This window comes from Stenotrophomonas sp. SY1 (assembly GCF_021202945.1).
Taxonomy (GTDB): domain Bacteria; phylum Pseudomonadota; class Gammaproteobacteria; order Xanthomonadales; family Xanthomonadaceae; genus Stenotrophomonas.
Genome location: NZ_JAJOYR010000001.1, coordinates 280,264 through 294,183 on the forward strand (window position 1 = coordinate 280,264; position 13,920 = coordinate 294,183).

15 protein-coding genes are annotated in these 13,920 nt (G+C 66.0%); 13 read left to right on the plus strand and 2 right to left on the minus strand.

Annotated features, from left to right (window positions below; all coding sequences use genetic code 11):
* Nucleotides 1–266: 266 nt before the first annotated feature.
* On the minus strand, nt 267–1,049 hold the full coding sequence (locus LR961_RS01015) for a DUF2092 domain-containing protein (protein ID WP_232146570.1): 783 nt from the start codon (nt 1,047–1,049) through the stop codon (nt 267–269).
* 496 nt (nt 1,050–1,545) lie between these two features.
* Here LR961_RS01015 and xth point away from each other — a divergent pair, with 496 nt between their 5' ends.
* Nucleotides 1,546–2,316: an exodeoxyribonuclease III gene (gene xth / locus LR961_RS01020; protein WP_232149137.1), complete on the plus strand. Its 771-nt coding sequence runs from the start codon at nt 1,546–1,548 to the stop codon at nt 2,314–2,316.
* A gap of 74 nt (nt 2,317–2,390) precedes the next feature.
* On the opposite strand, the gene LR961_RS01025 is transcribed toward xth, so the two are convergent.
* Nucleotides 2,391–2,645, minus strand: a complete 255-nt coding sequence (locus tag LR961_RS01025; protein ID WP_232146571.1) for a GlsB/YeaQ/YmgE family stress response membrane protein — start codon at nt 2,643–2,645, stop codon at nt 2,391–2,393.
* A 105-nt stretch (nt 2,646–2,750) separates the two neighbouring features.
* On the opposite strand from LR961_RS01025, the gene LR961_RS01030 reads away from it, so the two are divergent.
* The 12 genes from LR961_RS01030 to LR961_RS01085 all read left to right on the plus strand — a co-directional run bounded on the left by LR961_RS01030 (nt 2,751) and on the right by LR961_RS01085 (nt 13,914).
* A complete protein-coding gene (locus LR961_RS01030) occupies nt 2,751–3,335 on the plus strand; it encodes a 4'-phosphopantetheinyl transferase superfamily protein (protein ID WP_232146572.1) in 585 nt (194 codons plus the stop codon).
* A 587-nt stretch (nt 3,336–3,922) separates the two neighbouring features.
* Nucleotides 3,923–4,573: a 16S rRNA (guanine(527)-N(7))-methyltransferase RsmG gene (rsmG, locus tag LR961_RS01035; RefSeq protein ID WP_232146573.1), complete on the plus strand. Its 651-nt coding sequence runs from the start codon at nt 3,923–3,925 to the stop codon at nt 4,571–4,573.
* A gap of 211 nt (nt 4,574–4,784) precedes the next feature.
* The gene (locus tag LR961_RS01040; protein WP_232146574.1) at nt 4,785–5,582 is read left to right on the plus strand and encodes a ParA family protein; all 798 of its coding nucleotides are present in this window, start codon (nt 4,785–4,787) and stop codon (nt 5,580–5,582) included.
* Nucleotides 5,582–6,496: a ParB/RepB/Spo0J family partition protein gene (locus LR961_RS01045; protein WP_232146575.1), complete on the plus strand. Its 915-nt coding sequence runs from the start codon at nt 5,582–5,584 to the stop codon at nt 6,494–6,496. The genes LR961_RS01040 and LR961_RS01045 overlap by 1 nt, the downstream gene beginning before the upstream one ends.
* Nucleotides 6,497–6,529: 33 nt before the next feature.
* Nucleotides 6,530–6,832 (plus strand): helix-hairpin-helix domain-containing protein, encoded by a 303-nt coding sequence (locus LR961_RS01050; protein ID WP_232146576.1) that lies wholly within the window; start codon nt 6,530–6,532, stop codon nt 6,830–6,832.
* The gene (locus tag LR961_RS01055; RefSeq protein WP_232146577.1) at nt 6,829–7,794 is read left to right on the plus strand and encodes an NAD-dependent epimerase/dehydratase family protein; all 966 of its coding nucleotides are present in this window, start codon (nt 6,829–6,831) and stop codon (nt 7,792–7,794) included. Before LR961_RS01050 ends, LR961_RS01055 begins: the two co-directional genes overlap by 4 nt.
* A gap of 72 nt (nt 7,795–7,866) precedes the next feature.
* Complete coding sequence (locus LR961_RS01060; RefSeq protein WP_232146578.1) at nt 7,867–8,589, plus strand: glycosyltransferase family 2 protein; 723 nt, start codon at nt 7,867–7,869, stop codon at nt 8,587–8,589.
* 2 nt (nt 8,590–8,591) lie between these two features.
* Nucleotides 8,592–8,927 (plus strand): lipid-A-disaccharide synthase N-terminal domain-containing protein, encoded by a 336-nt coding sequence (locus LR961_RS01065; RefSeq protein WP_232146579.1) that lies wholly within the window; start codon nt 8,592–8,594, stop codon nt 8,925–8,927.
* A 102-nt stretch (nt 8,928–9,029) separates the two neighbouring features.
* Nucleotides 9,030–10,814 (plus strand): DUF885 family protein, encoded by a 1,785-nt coding sequence (locus tag LR961_RS01070; RefSeq protein ID WP_232146580.1) that lies wholly within the window; start codon nt 9,030–9,032, stop codon nt 10,812–10,814.
* A gap of 361 nt (nt 10,815–11,175) precedes the next feature.
* A complete protein-coding gene (locus LR961_RS01075; RefSeq protein ID WP_232146581.1) occupies nt 11,176–11,559 on the plus strand; it encodes a hypothetical protein in 384 nt (127 codons plus the stop codon).
* A 55-nt stretch (nt 11,560–11,614) separates the two neighbouring features.
* Complete coding sequence (locus LR961_RS01080) at nt 11,615–12,895, plus strand: TolC family protein (protein WP_232146582.1); 1,281 nt, start codon at nt 11,615–11,617, stop codon at nt 12,893–12,895.
* On the plus strand, nt 12,892–13,914 hold the full coding sequence (locus LR961_RS01085; protein WP_232146583.1) for an efflux RND transporter periplasmic adaptor subunit: 1,023 nt from the start codon (nt 12,892–12,894) through the stop codon (nt 13,912–13,914). Before LR961_RS01080 ends, LR961_RS01085 begins: the two co-directional genes overlap by 4 nt.
* Nucleotides 13,915–13,920 lie beyond the last annotated feature (6 nt).

A 13,920-nucleotide genomic window follows, 5' to 3' on the forward strand; every position in this document is an offset into this window, starting at 1 on the left:
GTTCGGCCCCGGCCCCGGATGCGGTCCCGGTTCGGGGTGCGGGCCGGGCTGTGGTGCAGGGCGGGGGCCGGGTGGACGTGGTGCCAGGCCACCGCCGGCATGGGCCATGCCGCCACCGAAGCCGCCCGGACGGGCGACGGAATGATTGGCGAAGGCACGCAGGCCGGGCCGCGCATCAGCCGGAGCCGGGTACAGCATCGCTGCACCGGCAAGTGTCAGCAACGCACTGCCCGACGCGCTGCGCAGAAGAGAGCGAAGTTCCATGCTCAGTTGCCTCCGTTGGCGGTTTGGGCAGCCACGGCCACCGGAACGAACACGATCCTGGTCGCGCCGGAGGGGTTGAACGCCAGCTCCTTGGGGCTGACCGCGCGTTTGGTGTCCCAATGCAGCGTGGCCACGTAGTCAGGCAAGGCCGGATCGTTGTGGCTGGTGATCACCACTTGTCGAGGCAGCTGCGTGGCATCGGAGATCCACACCTGCCAGTCCACGCCGGGCATGCGGTAGGCGTAATGCTTGCTGCGCTCACCATCGATGGTTTCGGTGCCCACCAGCATCGCCGAGGTGAAGCGGTCGGTCGGGAACGCCGGCGTGCCCCACAGGAACAGGTCGGCCAGCGGGAAATCCACGCCGTAGGTGGTGGCCGATTCGGCCAGAAGCGCCTGGGTCGGCATGTTCAGATCATCCACGGTGGCGTAGTACTTCAGGCGCGGCGAGTAGATGGTCAGCGTCTTGCCGTCGTAGAACAGCTGGCGGTGCTGTTTGTCGCTTTGGACTTCGACGAAGAAGTGATCCGGCTCGCGCACCTTGTAGTTGACGGTGCCGGTGAGCGCCAGCTTCTGGCCATCATCGAGCACGTAGTCGGTGATGGTCCTGGCCGACAGCGTGAAGTTGTCCAGCGCCCGCAGCGCACCGCCCATCCGGGTGAGCGCGGTGACCGCGTCGGCATCGACGGTGGGCGCACTGGTTTGCTGCGCATGTGATGGGAGGCAGAGCAGCATTGGCCCGGCGAGGGCAAACGCCAGCAGCACGATCGATCTGGTGCGAGGCATGGGCGTATCCAGAGTGATGGTGGGTGGATGAGTCCGAAAGGACTCCCGAATGCCACTGTGCGCACGCTGTAGCGGCCGGACAAGCGGAGTTCCACCGTAAAGATCTAGGTATTTCTACGGGCCCGGCGGCTGCCGTGACGATGTTGCGAGGATGAGATGCCGGCAGGCATCGGCGGCGTCGTGAACCGCCGTTCTGAGCACCAGCGGTGCTGCTGCATCGTGTTTGTCCGTGGCTGTCGAACGGGCGTCACGGAGGAGGCCGCTGATACGCATCATGTGCTGCTCGCCGGGCAGCAATCGGTTGTCTGCACGGTATCGGAGCTTCTTTTTAGCGGAGTGATGTTCTCGGCCGGCCGGCCGCAGTGGAGTAAGGTCTGGCAAAATTGCCCGGCCAAAACCCCGTGTGTTCAGCGCTGCGGTTTGGGAGCACGCAGGGAGATCCGTTCCCCCTGGCGTGTCCATGAATTCAGAATCAGAACGGTTGGATATCTCGCATATGCGCATCGCTTCGTGGAACGTCAACTCACTCAATGTCCGCCTGCCGCACCTGGAACAGTGGCTGGCCGACTTTGCTCCCGACGTGGTCGGCATCCAGGAAACCAAGCTGGAGGACCACAAGTTCCCGGATACGCGCCTGCTCGAACTGGGCTACCGCAACGTGTTCGCCGGGCAGAAGACCTACAACGGCGTCGCGCTGCTGGCGCGTGATCCCATCGAGGATGTGCAGATCGGCATTCCCGGTTTCGAGGATGAGCAGAAGCGGGTGATCGCCGGCACCGTCAATGGTGTGCGCATCATCAATCTGTATGTGGTCAACGGCCAGGACGTGGGCACCGACAAGTACGAGTACAAGCTGCGCTGGCTGGCGGCGGTGCACGACTGGATCGCCGCCGAACTGCAGAAGTACCCGCAGCTGGTGGTGCTGGGCGATTTCAACATCGCCCCGGATGCGCGCGATGTGCATGATCCGGTGGTCTGGAACGAGAACCACATCCTCACTTCCACCGCCGAGCGCGCTGCTCTGCAGAGGCTGCTGGATCTGGGCCTGCACGACGGATTCCGCCTGCACAATGACGCTGGCGGCATCTTCAGCTGGTGGGATTACCGCGCCGCAGGTTTCCGTCGCGACCTGGGCCTGCGCATCGACCTGACGCTGGTCTCCGATGCACTCAAGTCACGCGCGGTGGCCTCGGGCATCGATCGCGAGCCGCGCACCTGGGAACGCCCCAGCGACCATGCGCCGGCCTGGGTGCAGATCCAGCAATGAGTCAAAAGGAATGAGGAACGAGCAGCGGCAAGAGCGACACCGCCCTTGCGTCTACTCGTTCCCGGCTCCTGTGTTCAGCGGACCTTCTTGCGGGTAAACAGATTGACGATGGCCAGCAGGATCACCGCGCCCAGCAGCGACAACAGGAACGAGCGGATGGTGATGCCATCGCCGATGCTGCCACCGCTGAACAGAAAGCCGGCCAGCATGGCACCGACAATGCCGACCACGACATTCAGGATGATGCCCTGCTGCGCATCGCGGCGCATGATGAGGCTGGCCAGCCAACCCACGACGCCACCGACGATCAACCAGATGATGATGCCCATGCCTGACTCTCCCTGCCGGAATGCACCTGAGAGGGTGCGGGAGTCACAGTCAACGCGCCCGACCGTGAAATCGGTGTCGTTCCGTTGCAGCCGGGCTGGCGCGGCATGGTGACGGGCGCCTGGCAGTTCGGGCCGGTGCAGGTGTGGCTGCTGCCGCATACCCCGGGCACCCGCGGCGAGCCACAGGCCCGCGAACTGCTGGCCGCCGAGCTGGGCTACAGCCCCCAGGGGCTGCCGCTGACCCGAGACGAGCGCAACCGGCCATGGCTGATCGGTGAACTGGCCCATTACGGCACCGGCTGGAGCCACAGCGGCGGTCATCTGCTGGTGGCGCTGGGCGAGGGCGCGCGGCTGGGAGTGGACCTGGAGCAGCAACGGCCACGCCGGCAGATGCGCGAGGTTATCCGTCGTTTCTTCCATCCCGATGAGATCGCCTGGCTGGACGGTTTGGATGACGCCGACTGCCAGCATTGGTTCTTCCGGGTGTGGTGCGCCAAGGAAGCGCTGTTGAAAGCGCATGGCCACGGCATTTCCTTTGGTCTGGAGAAGCTGCGTTTTGCCGCCGACGAGTCGGGTGCATTGCAGCTGGTGTGGTGCGACCCGGGGCTGGGTGAGGCGTCGCGTTGGCATCTGCACGAGTGGCAGGCCACCGCGGACTTCCGCGCGGCATTGGCCTGGTACCCGCTTTGATTCAGCGGTAGCAGCCGCAACCGCGGTAGCTGTTGCGGTTACCCCCTCCCTTTGGCCGAAGGCCAAGGGGAGGGCCGGGGAGGGGTGCTGCGGCTGTGGCTCTGGCATCTGAGGCAAGCCTTTGCCTTTCGCTGTTGTCCAAAGCCGAAGCAGAAGCAGAAGCAGGATCAAGGGCTTTCACTCCCCTTCGAGGAGCGAGCCACCGTTCTTTGCTCGTGCAAAGAAACCTGGCGCAAAGAGACGCCTTTTCAACAGCCGAATGGCTGGTCAAGCACGCCCCGCCTCCGCGCCCACGATGCTGTGTATCGCGGGTCCACTCCGCTGCCGGGATTTTTCGACGGGACATCCTTGTCCCGTCGAAAAACGACGTGCATTCATGCACGTCGCCCCGTTCGGGTCTTGTCCGTCAGCTCCGTCAGCTCCGTCGCTACGGAAGGGGGAATGGAGGTCAAAAGCCACGGCAACAGCTGAAGCCGAGCAAGCACCCTCTTCCCCAACCCTCCTCCTGGCCTTCGGCCAAAGGGTGGGAGCGCGGCTGGCGGCGCGCCGATACGGCCGTTCCGGTCACTCCTGCGATAATCCCCGCCATGAACGACACCACCCTTCCGCGCGAAGTCGCCACCGACCTGCACAACGGCCTGCAGGCCATGGGCCTGGACACCGCACTGGCCCAGCCCCTGCTGGCCTACCTCGCACTGCTGGTGCGCTGGAACCGGACCTACAACCTCACCGCCATCCGCGACCCGCGCGAAATGGTCACCCGCCACCTGCTCGACTCGCTGGCCATGGCCAGCCACGTCCAGTCCGGCACCCTGGCCGACCTCGGCACCGGCCCCGGTCTGCCGGGCATCCCGCTCGCGATCACCCATCCGCAGCTGCAGGTCACCCTGGTCGAAAGCAACGGCAAGAAGGCCCGCTTCCTGCGCGAGGCCGTGCGCCAGCTCGGTCTCAAGAACGCCCGCGTGGCCGAATCCCGTGCCGAGGCGCTGGATGAACCCGGCAGCTACGACAACCTCACCGCCCGCGCCATGGACACCCTGGCCGGCATCATTGAAGTTGGCGGCCACCTGCTGCGGCCCGGTGGCCAACTGCTGGCGATGAAGGGCGTCTACCCGCATGACGAGATCGCCCAGTTGCCGGCTGACTGGCAGGTGCTGGAAGTGCGCCCGCTGCAGGTGCCCGGCCTGGTTGGCGACCGCCACCTGGTCGTGGCCGAACGCAGACACCTCAACGGCTGACCCCTGCCGAACCCTCCGCTTTGCTGCGTATGAAGAGAGGCAGCAGAAGCCGGCCCTTCCTGATAAGTGGGCGGAACACCCCCTCCCTTGCACCGCAGGGGAGGGCCGGGAAGGAGTAGCTTGGGGCCACCCCCACCGGCACGCCGATTTCCGCCTGCGGGCTGGTACCCGCATAATGCCCAGTCCAACCCCGCCTACGAGGCTCTCCTGCATGGCTCGCATCATCGCCATCGCCAACCAGAAAGGCGGCGTCGGCAAGACCACCACGGCCGTCAACCTGGCTGCTGCCCTTGCCGCCGCACCCAAGCGTGTGCTGCTGGTCGACCTGGATTCACAGGGCAACGCGACCATGGGCAGTGGTGTGGACAAGCGTGAGGTTGAAGCCTCCACCTGTGACCTGCTGCTGGGCGAAAGCACCGCTGCCGACGTGCGCGTGAAGGCGGCCGAAGGCTTCGACCTGCTGCCCGGCAACATCGACCTCACCGCCGCTGAAATCCAGCTGATGGAGCAGGGCGAGCGCGAGCAGCGGCTCAAGCGCGCGCTGGCGCCCATCCGTGACGAATACGACTACATCCTGATCGACTGCCCGCCGGCGCTGTCGCTGCTGACGCTCAACGCGCTGGCCGCCGCCGATTCGGTGATCGTGCCGATGCAGTGCGAGTACTACGCCCTGGAAGGCCTGAGCGCGCTGGTGGAAACCATCGATGCGCTGAAGGTCAACCTCAACCCGGCGCTGGAAATCGAAGGCGTGCTGCGCACCATGTTCGACGTGCGCAACAACCTGGCCAATGCCGTTTCGGCGCAGCTGACCGAATACTTCGGCGACCGCGTGTTCCGCACCATCGTGCCGCGCAACGTGCGCCTGGCCGAGGCGCCCAGCTACGGCCAGAGCATCGTCGGCTACGACCGCGCCTCGCGCGGTGGCGTGGCTTACCTAGGGCTGGCCGGTGAAATCATCCGCCGCAACAACGAACGCAAGCAGGCCTCGCGGGCCGTGGAGGCTGTCTGATGGCAACGGCGAAGAAGCGCGGCCTGGGCCGGGGTCTGGATGCATTGCTCGGCCACAAGGGCGCGGTGACGCCGGTGACGATGGCGGCCGTGGCCGAACCGGAGCCGGGTGAAGTGCTGCGCAAGCTGCCGCTGGACCAGTTGCAGCCGGGCAAGTACCAGCCGCGCCGGGACATGGACGAGGGCAAGCTGACCGAGCTGTCCGAATCGATCAAGGCGCAGGGCATCATCCAGCCGATCCTGGTCCGCCAGATCGAGGGTGGCCGCTACGAAATCATTGCCGGCGAACGCCGCTGGCGCGCCTCGCGCCTGGCCGGGCTGGACGAAGTGCCGGTGGTGGTGCGCGACCTGGAAGACCGCACCGTCATCGCGATGGCGCTGATCGAGAACATCCAGCGTGAAGATCTCAACCCGCTCGAAGAAGCCCAGGCCCTGGCGCGCCTGGTCAGCGAGTTCTCGCTGACCCACGCTGAAGCGGCGCAGGCGGTGGGCCGCTCGCGTGCCTCGGTATCCAACCTGCTGCGCTTGATCGACCTGCCCATCGGCGTACGCGTGCTGCTGGAAACCCGTCGCCTGGAAATGGGCCACGCCCGCGCGCTGCTGACCCTGGCGCCGGAGCTGGCCACCAAGCTGGCCGAAGAAGCCGCCGAGGAAGGCTGGTCGGTGCGCGAAGTCGAGCACCGTGCCCAGCAGTTCGCCGCCGGCAAGGTGCCGGGTGCGCGCAAGGCCAAGCCGTCGCCCACCGCGCCGCAGGCCGATATCGCTTCGCTGGAAACAGAACTGTCCGAATCGCTCGGTACAAAGGTGGCCATCAGCCACGGCCGTGGCGGCAAGGGCAAGCTGGTCATCCATTACACCGATCTGGACACGCTCGAAGGCGTGCTCGAGCGGCTGCGTACCCGTCAGCAGGGCTGACGTTCCTCCTACCCCCGAGGTGCATGCAAGGCAATGAATCCAAACAAGGTCGATCGCAATCATCTGTTGCGTCTGACCGACCTGCCGAATGTCGGGCCGGCCTGTGAAAAAGATCTCCGTCTGATCGGAATCCGCGTCCCTGCGCACCTGCGAGGGCGTGACGCCTACGACATGTACGCGCAGCTGTGTCTGAAGACCGGCGTGATGCATGACCCTTGTGTGATCGACGTGTTCCTGTCCGTCGTGCACTTCATGGCCGGCGAGGCGCCGCAGCCATGGTGGGCTTTCAGCAAGGAGCGCAAGGCCGCCATGGCCAAGGAGCCGCTCACGTTATGACCATCCTTGTCACCGGTGCTGCCGGTTTCATTGGTGCCTACACCTGCCAGGCCCTGGCCGCGCGCGGTGAGCGCGTGGTCGGGCTGGACAACTACAACGACTACTACGACCCGCAGCTCAAGCGTGACCGCGTGGCCGCGCTGTGCCCGCAGGTGGATATCCGCGCGCTGGAGCTCACCGACCGGGACGGCCTGGCCGCCCTGTTCGATGAGGTGCAGCCCACCGGGGTGATCCACCTGGCCGCACAGGCCGGCGTGCGCTATTCGCTGGAAAACCCGCACGCCTACGTCGAAAGCAACCTGGTCGGCTTCGTCAACATGCTGGAGTTGTGCCGGCATCGTGGCGTACAGCACCTTGTATATGCCTCCAGCAGCTCGGTCTACGGCAATTCGGCCACGCCGCCGTTCTCCGAGGACCAGCGCGTGGACCAGCCGCGCTCGCTGTACGCGGCCACCAAGGCCGCCAATGAACTGATGGCCTACACGTATGCGCAGCTGTACGGCCTGCGCGCCACTGGCCTGCGTTTCTTCACCGTCTACGGGCCGTGGGGACGGCCGGACATGGCACCGCTGCTGTTCTCGCGCGCGGTGCTGGCCGGGCGCAGCATCGATGTGTTCAACGACGGCCACATGCGCCGCGACTTCACACATGTTTCTGACATCGTGGCCGGTATCCTCGGCGCGTTGTCGCATCCCAGCGCCGAGGCCACGCCCCACCAGGTGTTCAACCTTGGCAACCACACACCGGTTGAGCTGGAACGTTTCATCGACGTGATCGCCGCTGCGGCGGGCCGTCCGGCGCACAAGGTCTACAAGCCGATGCAGCCGGGCGACATGGTGCAGACCATGGCCGATACCGCGCGGGCAAGGGCCGCTTTCGGCTACGAGCCGGCCACGCCGATTGAAACGGGCCTGCCGCCGGTGGTGGAGTGGTGCCGCAACTACTTTGGATCGCGTGCCTGACTCATCTTCCGCTAAGCCGGGCACGGGAAAACAAATCTCCCCTCAGGTGTTGCCCGGCAAACGGATCTTGTGATGAATCAGCCCGCGCTTTCGGTGGTTGTTCCGGTGTTCAACGAGCGCGACAACGTCGCGCCACTGGTCAATGAAATCACTGCGGCGCTGCGTGGCCGGGTGCCGTTCGAAATCGTCTACGTGGACGACAACTCGCGCGATGACACCCTGCAGGTGCTGCAGTCACTGAAGGCGGCAAACCCCGAACTGCGGGTGCTGCACCACGTGCAGCAGAGCGGGCAGAGCACGGCGGTGCGCACCGGGGTCAAGGCCGCACACGGGCCTTGGATCGCCACCCTCGATGGCGATGGCCAGAACGACCCGGCCGACATCCCCAAGCTGCTGGCCGCGCGTGAGGCCGAACCGGCGCAGGTCAAACTGTTCGCCGGCTGGCGGGTCAACCGCCAGGACAGCGGCTCCAAGCGCTGGGCCAGCAAGTGGGCCAACGCCATCCGCGCACGCATGCTGCGTGACGACACGCCCGACACCGGCTGCGGTATCAAGCTGTTCGAGCGCGAGGCATTCCTCGACCTGCCGTACTTCGACCATATGCACCGCTACCTGCCGGCGCTGATGCAGCGCGCCGGCTGGAAGACGGTGAGCGTGCCGGTCAACCATCGTCACCGCACCGCCGGTGTGTCCAAGTACAACAACCTGGGCCGCGCGCTGGTCGGCATCCGCGACCTGCGCGGCGTGGCCTGGCTGATCACGCGCTCCAAGCGCACGGCGGTGGAGGAGGTCTGAGCATGGATTTCATGAACCAGCCGCTGACCTGGCTGGAGTGGACCGGCGTGCACATGTCGCCGTGGAAGCTGATCGGACTGACCGGCGCGTTGATGTTTGGCGGGCGCTGGCTGGTGCAGTTCATCGCCTCGCGTCGTGCCGGCAAGCCGGTGATCCCGCGGCTGTTCTGGTACATGAGCGTGCTGGGCAGCCTGATGACGCTGAGCTACTTCGTGTTTTCGGCCAAGCAGGACGCGGTGGGCGTGATCCAGAACCTGTTCCCGGCGTTCACCGCGTTGTACAGCCTGCGCCTGGATATCAGGCACCGTGGCTGGAGGCGCGACAAAGCAGAGCATTGAGGCCTGCGTGATTTCGGCGGATTTGCTGCCTGATTCGGTCTAGGTCGGCCGGTAGGTTCAGTGCGATGATCCGGGGACTGTCTGTTCCGGGGAATCCTGATTGTGAAATCGCCGCTTGTCGCTGCCCTTCTGCTTGCCCTTGGCCTGAGTGCCGTTCCTGCCTTCGCCGCCACGCCGGCTGCACCGTCCTCGCTGGCCGTGCAGAACGCCGACGCGCAGTTCAAGGCGATCTACGAGAAGGAATGGGCCTGGCGCCAGGCCGGCGGTGGTGAAGCAAGCGAGGACAGTGATGCACCGGCCAATTCCACCCGGCTGCCCGATGTCAGCGCACAGGCGCAGGAGGCCCGGCTGAAAGTTTGGGACGACGTGCTCAAGCAACTGGAGGGCATCGACCCGAAGACCCTGTCGGCCGACAACCAGGTCAACTACGCCATCTACCAGTACCAGGTCGAAAGCCTGGCCGACGAAGTGCGGCTGCGCGCCTACGAGATGCCGTTCAATTCGGATTCCTCGTTCTGGTCCAACCTGTCGTTCATGGCCCGGCGCGAGATGAAGACCGCGCAGGATTACCGCAACTACATCGCCCGCCTCAACGACGTGCCGCGTTACTTCGACCAGCAGATGGTCAACATGCGCGCCGGCCTGGCACGTGGCTTCAGCGTGCCGCGCGCGGTGCTGGAAGGCCGTGATGTGTCGATCTCGACCGTGGCCGAGCTGAAGGACCCGACCGAATCGCCACTGTACGAACCGCTGAAGAAGCTGCCGTCCAGCATTCCGGCCGCCGAGCAGCAGAAGCTGCAGGCCGATGCGCGGCAGGCGATCAGCGGCAGCGTGGTGCCGGCGTTCGGCAAGCTGCTGACCTTCTACCGCCAGGAATACGTGCCGCAGTCGCGCACCACCCTGGCCGCGGAGAAGATGCCCGGCGGCAAGGAGTTCTACCAGCAGCAGATCCGCGAATACACCACGCTGGACATGAGCCCGCAGCAGATCCACGCGGTGGGCCTGAGCGAGGTCAAGCGCATCCAGGCGGAGATGAACGCGATCATCGACAAGGTGGGCTTCACCGGCAAGAGTCCGGAAACCCGCTTCGCCGACTTCCTGGAGTTCCTGCGCACCGACCCGCAGTTCTATGCCAAGACCCCGGACGAGCTGCTGTGGCGCGCGGCGTGGATCTCCAAGCGCGTGGATGGCGTGATCGGCAAGTACATGACCCTGCCGCGTGCGCGCTTCACCATCGTGCCGGTGCCGCCGGACATCGCCCCGTTCTGGACCGCCGGCCGTGGCGGCATGGGCACCTACTGGCTCAACACCTACAACCTGCCGGCACGCCCGCTGTACAACCTGCCCGCGCTGACCCTGCATGAGTCCGATCCGGGCCATGCCCTGCAGGGTGCGCTTGCCGCCGAGCAGGGCGACCAGCCGGACTTCCGTCGCTACAACTACATTTCCGCCTACGGTGAAGGCTGGGGCCTGTACACCGAGAAGCTCGGCGTGGAAATGGGCATCTACCAGACCCCGTACGAGGACTTCGGCCGCCTGACCTACGAAATGTGGCGTGCCTGCCGACTGGTCATCGACACCGGCGTGCACCACTACGGCTGGGACCGCGACCGCGCCATCGCCTACCTGCGCGACCACACCGCGCTGAGCGAGCATGAAGTGACCACCGAGGTGGACCGCTACATCTCCTGGCCGGCGCAGGCGCTGAGCTACAAGCTGGGCGAGATCGCCATCGTCAAGCTGCGTGCGCAGGCCGAGAAGGAACTGGGCGACAAGTTCGACATCAAGTCCTTCCACGACGCCGTGCTCAAGCAGGGTTCGGTACCGCTGCCGGTGCTGGAGCAGCAGATCAACGCCTACATTGCTCAGCGCAAGAGCGAAAAATAAGGCCGAAGCAAGGGCGCCCTCATCCGGCGCTACGCGCCACCTTCTCCCGCACGCGGGAGAAGGGCTTCAGTGCTGCAATTGCAGGCGCTGCTCCAGCGTGCGACCAACCGGCCCCTTTCCCGCAAGCGGGGGAAGGGCTTCAGTGCTGCGATTGCGGGCATTGCTCCCGTTCGCGGCCAACCGGTTCCTTCTCCCGCACGCGGGACAAGGGCTTCAGGGCCGCAATTGCAGACATTGCTTCCGTTTGCGACCAACCGGTCCCTTCTCCCGCACGCGGGAGAAGGTGCCCGCAGGGCGGATGAGGGCGGGTTTTGGATCGCTGCGATTGTGTAACGGCCCCCACCACCGCTAGGCTGCGTCGATGCTGCGCTCCCTGCGCCACCGCCGACTGTTCCTGCTGCGCCTGCTGATGCTGGCGTTGGTCGGCATGGGCGTGTTCGGGACCTCGCTGGCCTCGGCGCTCACCGATATCCACATGCTGTCGCATACCGACAGCGGTGTCGGCGTGCATGGTCATGATGATGCTGCCCTGGCCGTCGCTCCCGACGCCGAGGACGCCGCAAACGCCCTGTTGCATGCGCTGGTGCATTGCGTGGACTGCCATGGCCACGGCGGCGTGCTGCCGACGATTGCACCGGCATGGTCGCTGTCGTTCCCGCCGGTCCAGCAGGCACCATTCGCACAGGTGCCGCAGTGCGATTCGCAGCCGCCGGAGAGCCTGTTCCGCCCCCCGATAACCGCCTGACGTCCCGGCCCACGGCCGGCTCCCACGTCAGTACCTGTTATCCGGAGATTTCCCCATGTGGATGCGCCTGGCGGCTGTTGCCGCTTTTGCGCTGGTTCCGTGCGTGCATGCGCAGGAACCGGCACCTGCTGTTCCGTTGACCCTTGATGCGGCCGTCACCCGCGTCGCGACCGATCACCCCGACCTGCGCCTGATCGACGCCCAACGCCCCGTGCTGGAAGCGCAGCGCGATATCGCTTCGCTGCGCCCGCCGCTGCAATTGGGTGTGGATGTCGAAAACTTCCTCGGCAACGGCGACAGCCGTGGCGTGCAGGGCCTGGAAACCACGGTGAGCCTGTCTGGCGTGCTGGAGCGCGGTGACAAGCTTGATGCGCGCCGGTTGCTGGCCCAGTCCAACATCGACGCGTTGGCGCCACAACGTGCCACCGCGCGGCTGGACCTGCTGGCCGAGACCGCGCGCCGCTATCTGGCCGTGGCCCAGGCGCAGTCCGCCCTGGACATCGCCCTCACCGACATTGAACAGCGTCGACGTGCGGTGAGCGCCGCGCGGTTGCGCCTGCAGGCCGGTGCCTCGCCCGAATCGGTGTTGTTCACCGCGCAGGCGATGCTGGCCCAGGCCGAGCTGGACCGCGACCGCGCCACCCAGGAAGCCGCATCGGCGCGGCTGGCACTGGCGGCCTTGTGGGGCGAACGCCAGCCGGGTTTCAGTGCGGTCAGTGGTGATCCGCTGCAACTGCCTGCTGCGCGCGACTTCGATGTGCTGGCCGAAGAACTGCAACGCGCACCGGAACTGGCAGAACTGCTGGGTGAGGAGCGCATCCGCCAGGCGCAGCTGCAGTTGGCACGCACCGCCACTCGTCCTGACTGGAACTGGCAGGTCGGCGTGCGCAACAACCGCGCCGACAGCAGCACCTCGTTGGTCGGCGGTTTCAGCATCCCGCTGGGCAGTAACCGCCGCGCCGCACCGGAAATCCGCGAAGCCGAAGCCAACCTCGCGCTGCTGCCCTATGAACGCAAGGCGCGTCAGCAGCAGCTGTACGCAACGCTGGCCGAAGCGCATGGCCGCTATGCCGGCGCGCGTCTGGAAGTGGAGCGGATGAAGCGCGATGTGCTGCCGCAGTTGCAGAAGGCCGAGCGGGCCGCCGAACAGGCCTGGCGCGCCGGTGCCGCCAGTTACATGGAGTGGGCGCAGTTGCAGGCAATGCGCATCGAAGCGCGCCAGCGCCAGCTCGATTCGGCCGTCGCCGCGCAAACCGCCCTGATTGAAATCCAGCGCCTTACCGGCCAGTCGATGCTTGCCGAAGACGCCACCGTTGCCATGGAGAACGCACGATGAGCCGCACCACTTTCATTTCCACCACGGCGCTGGCGCTGCTTGTCCTGTCCTTGAGTGCCTGCGGCGGCAAGCCAGATGCGGCCGCGCCTGTACAGGCCGAAGAAGCCGGCCATGACGAAGCAGGTCATGGCGAAGCCGGCCACCAGGACGAAGGCCATGATGAAGCCGGTCACGCGCACGACGAGGCCGAAGAAGAGCTCGCCGACAGCACCACCATCAAGGCGGTGATGGCCGCCCAGGCGGGCATCGTCAGCGCAGCGGCACAGGCCGGCACCATTGCCGACGAGCACGAGGTGCAGGGCCTGCTGACGCCGGTGGATGGCCGCGTGGCGCAGGTGATGGCGCGTTTCCCCGGCCCGATTCGCGCGCTGCGCGCCAATGTCGGTGATCGCGTGAAGGCCGGCCAGGTGCTGGCCAGCATCGACAGCAATCTCAGCCTCACCACCTACAGCGTCAGCGCACCGATCAGTGGCGTGGTGTTGTCGCGCCAGGCGCAGGTGGGCGCGGTCGCGGGCGAAGGCACGCCGTTGTTTGAAATCGGCGACCTGTCCGAATTGTGGGTGGACCTGCACATCTTCGGCGCCGATACCCAGCACATCACCGCCGGCGTGCCGGTCACCGTGACCCGCATGACCGACGGCGTCAGCCAGGGCACCACGCTGGAGCGCGTGTTACCTGGTACGGCTACCGCCAGCCAGAGCACCATCGCCCGCGCCAGCGTGCGCAATGACGACGGCCTGTGGCGGCCCGGCGCGGCGGTGAAGGCCCGCATCGTGGTGGCCATGCAGCCGGCCGAGGTGGTGGTGCCGCTGTCGGCATTGCAGAGCATGGAAGGGCGCGATGTGGTGTTCGTGCGCGAAGGTGACAACTACACCGCCCGGCCGGTGACGCTGGGCGCGCGCGATGCCACCAAGGTGGAAGTGAAGCAGGGCCTGCGTGTGGGTGAGCAGGTCGTGGTCGAGCAGAGTTATGTGGTCAAGGCCGATATCGGCAAGGCGGGGGCCGCGCATGAACATTGATTGCCG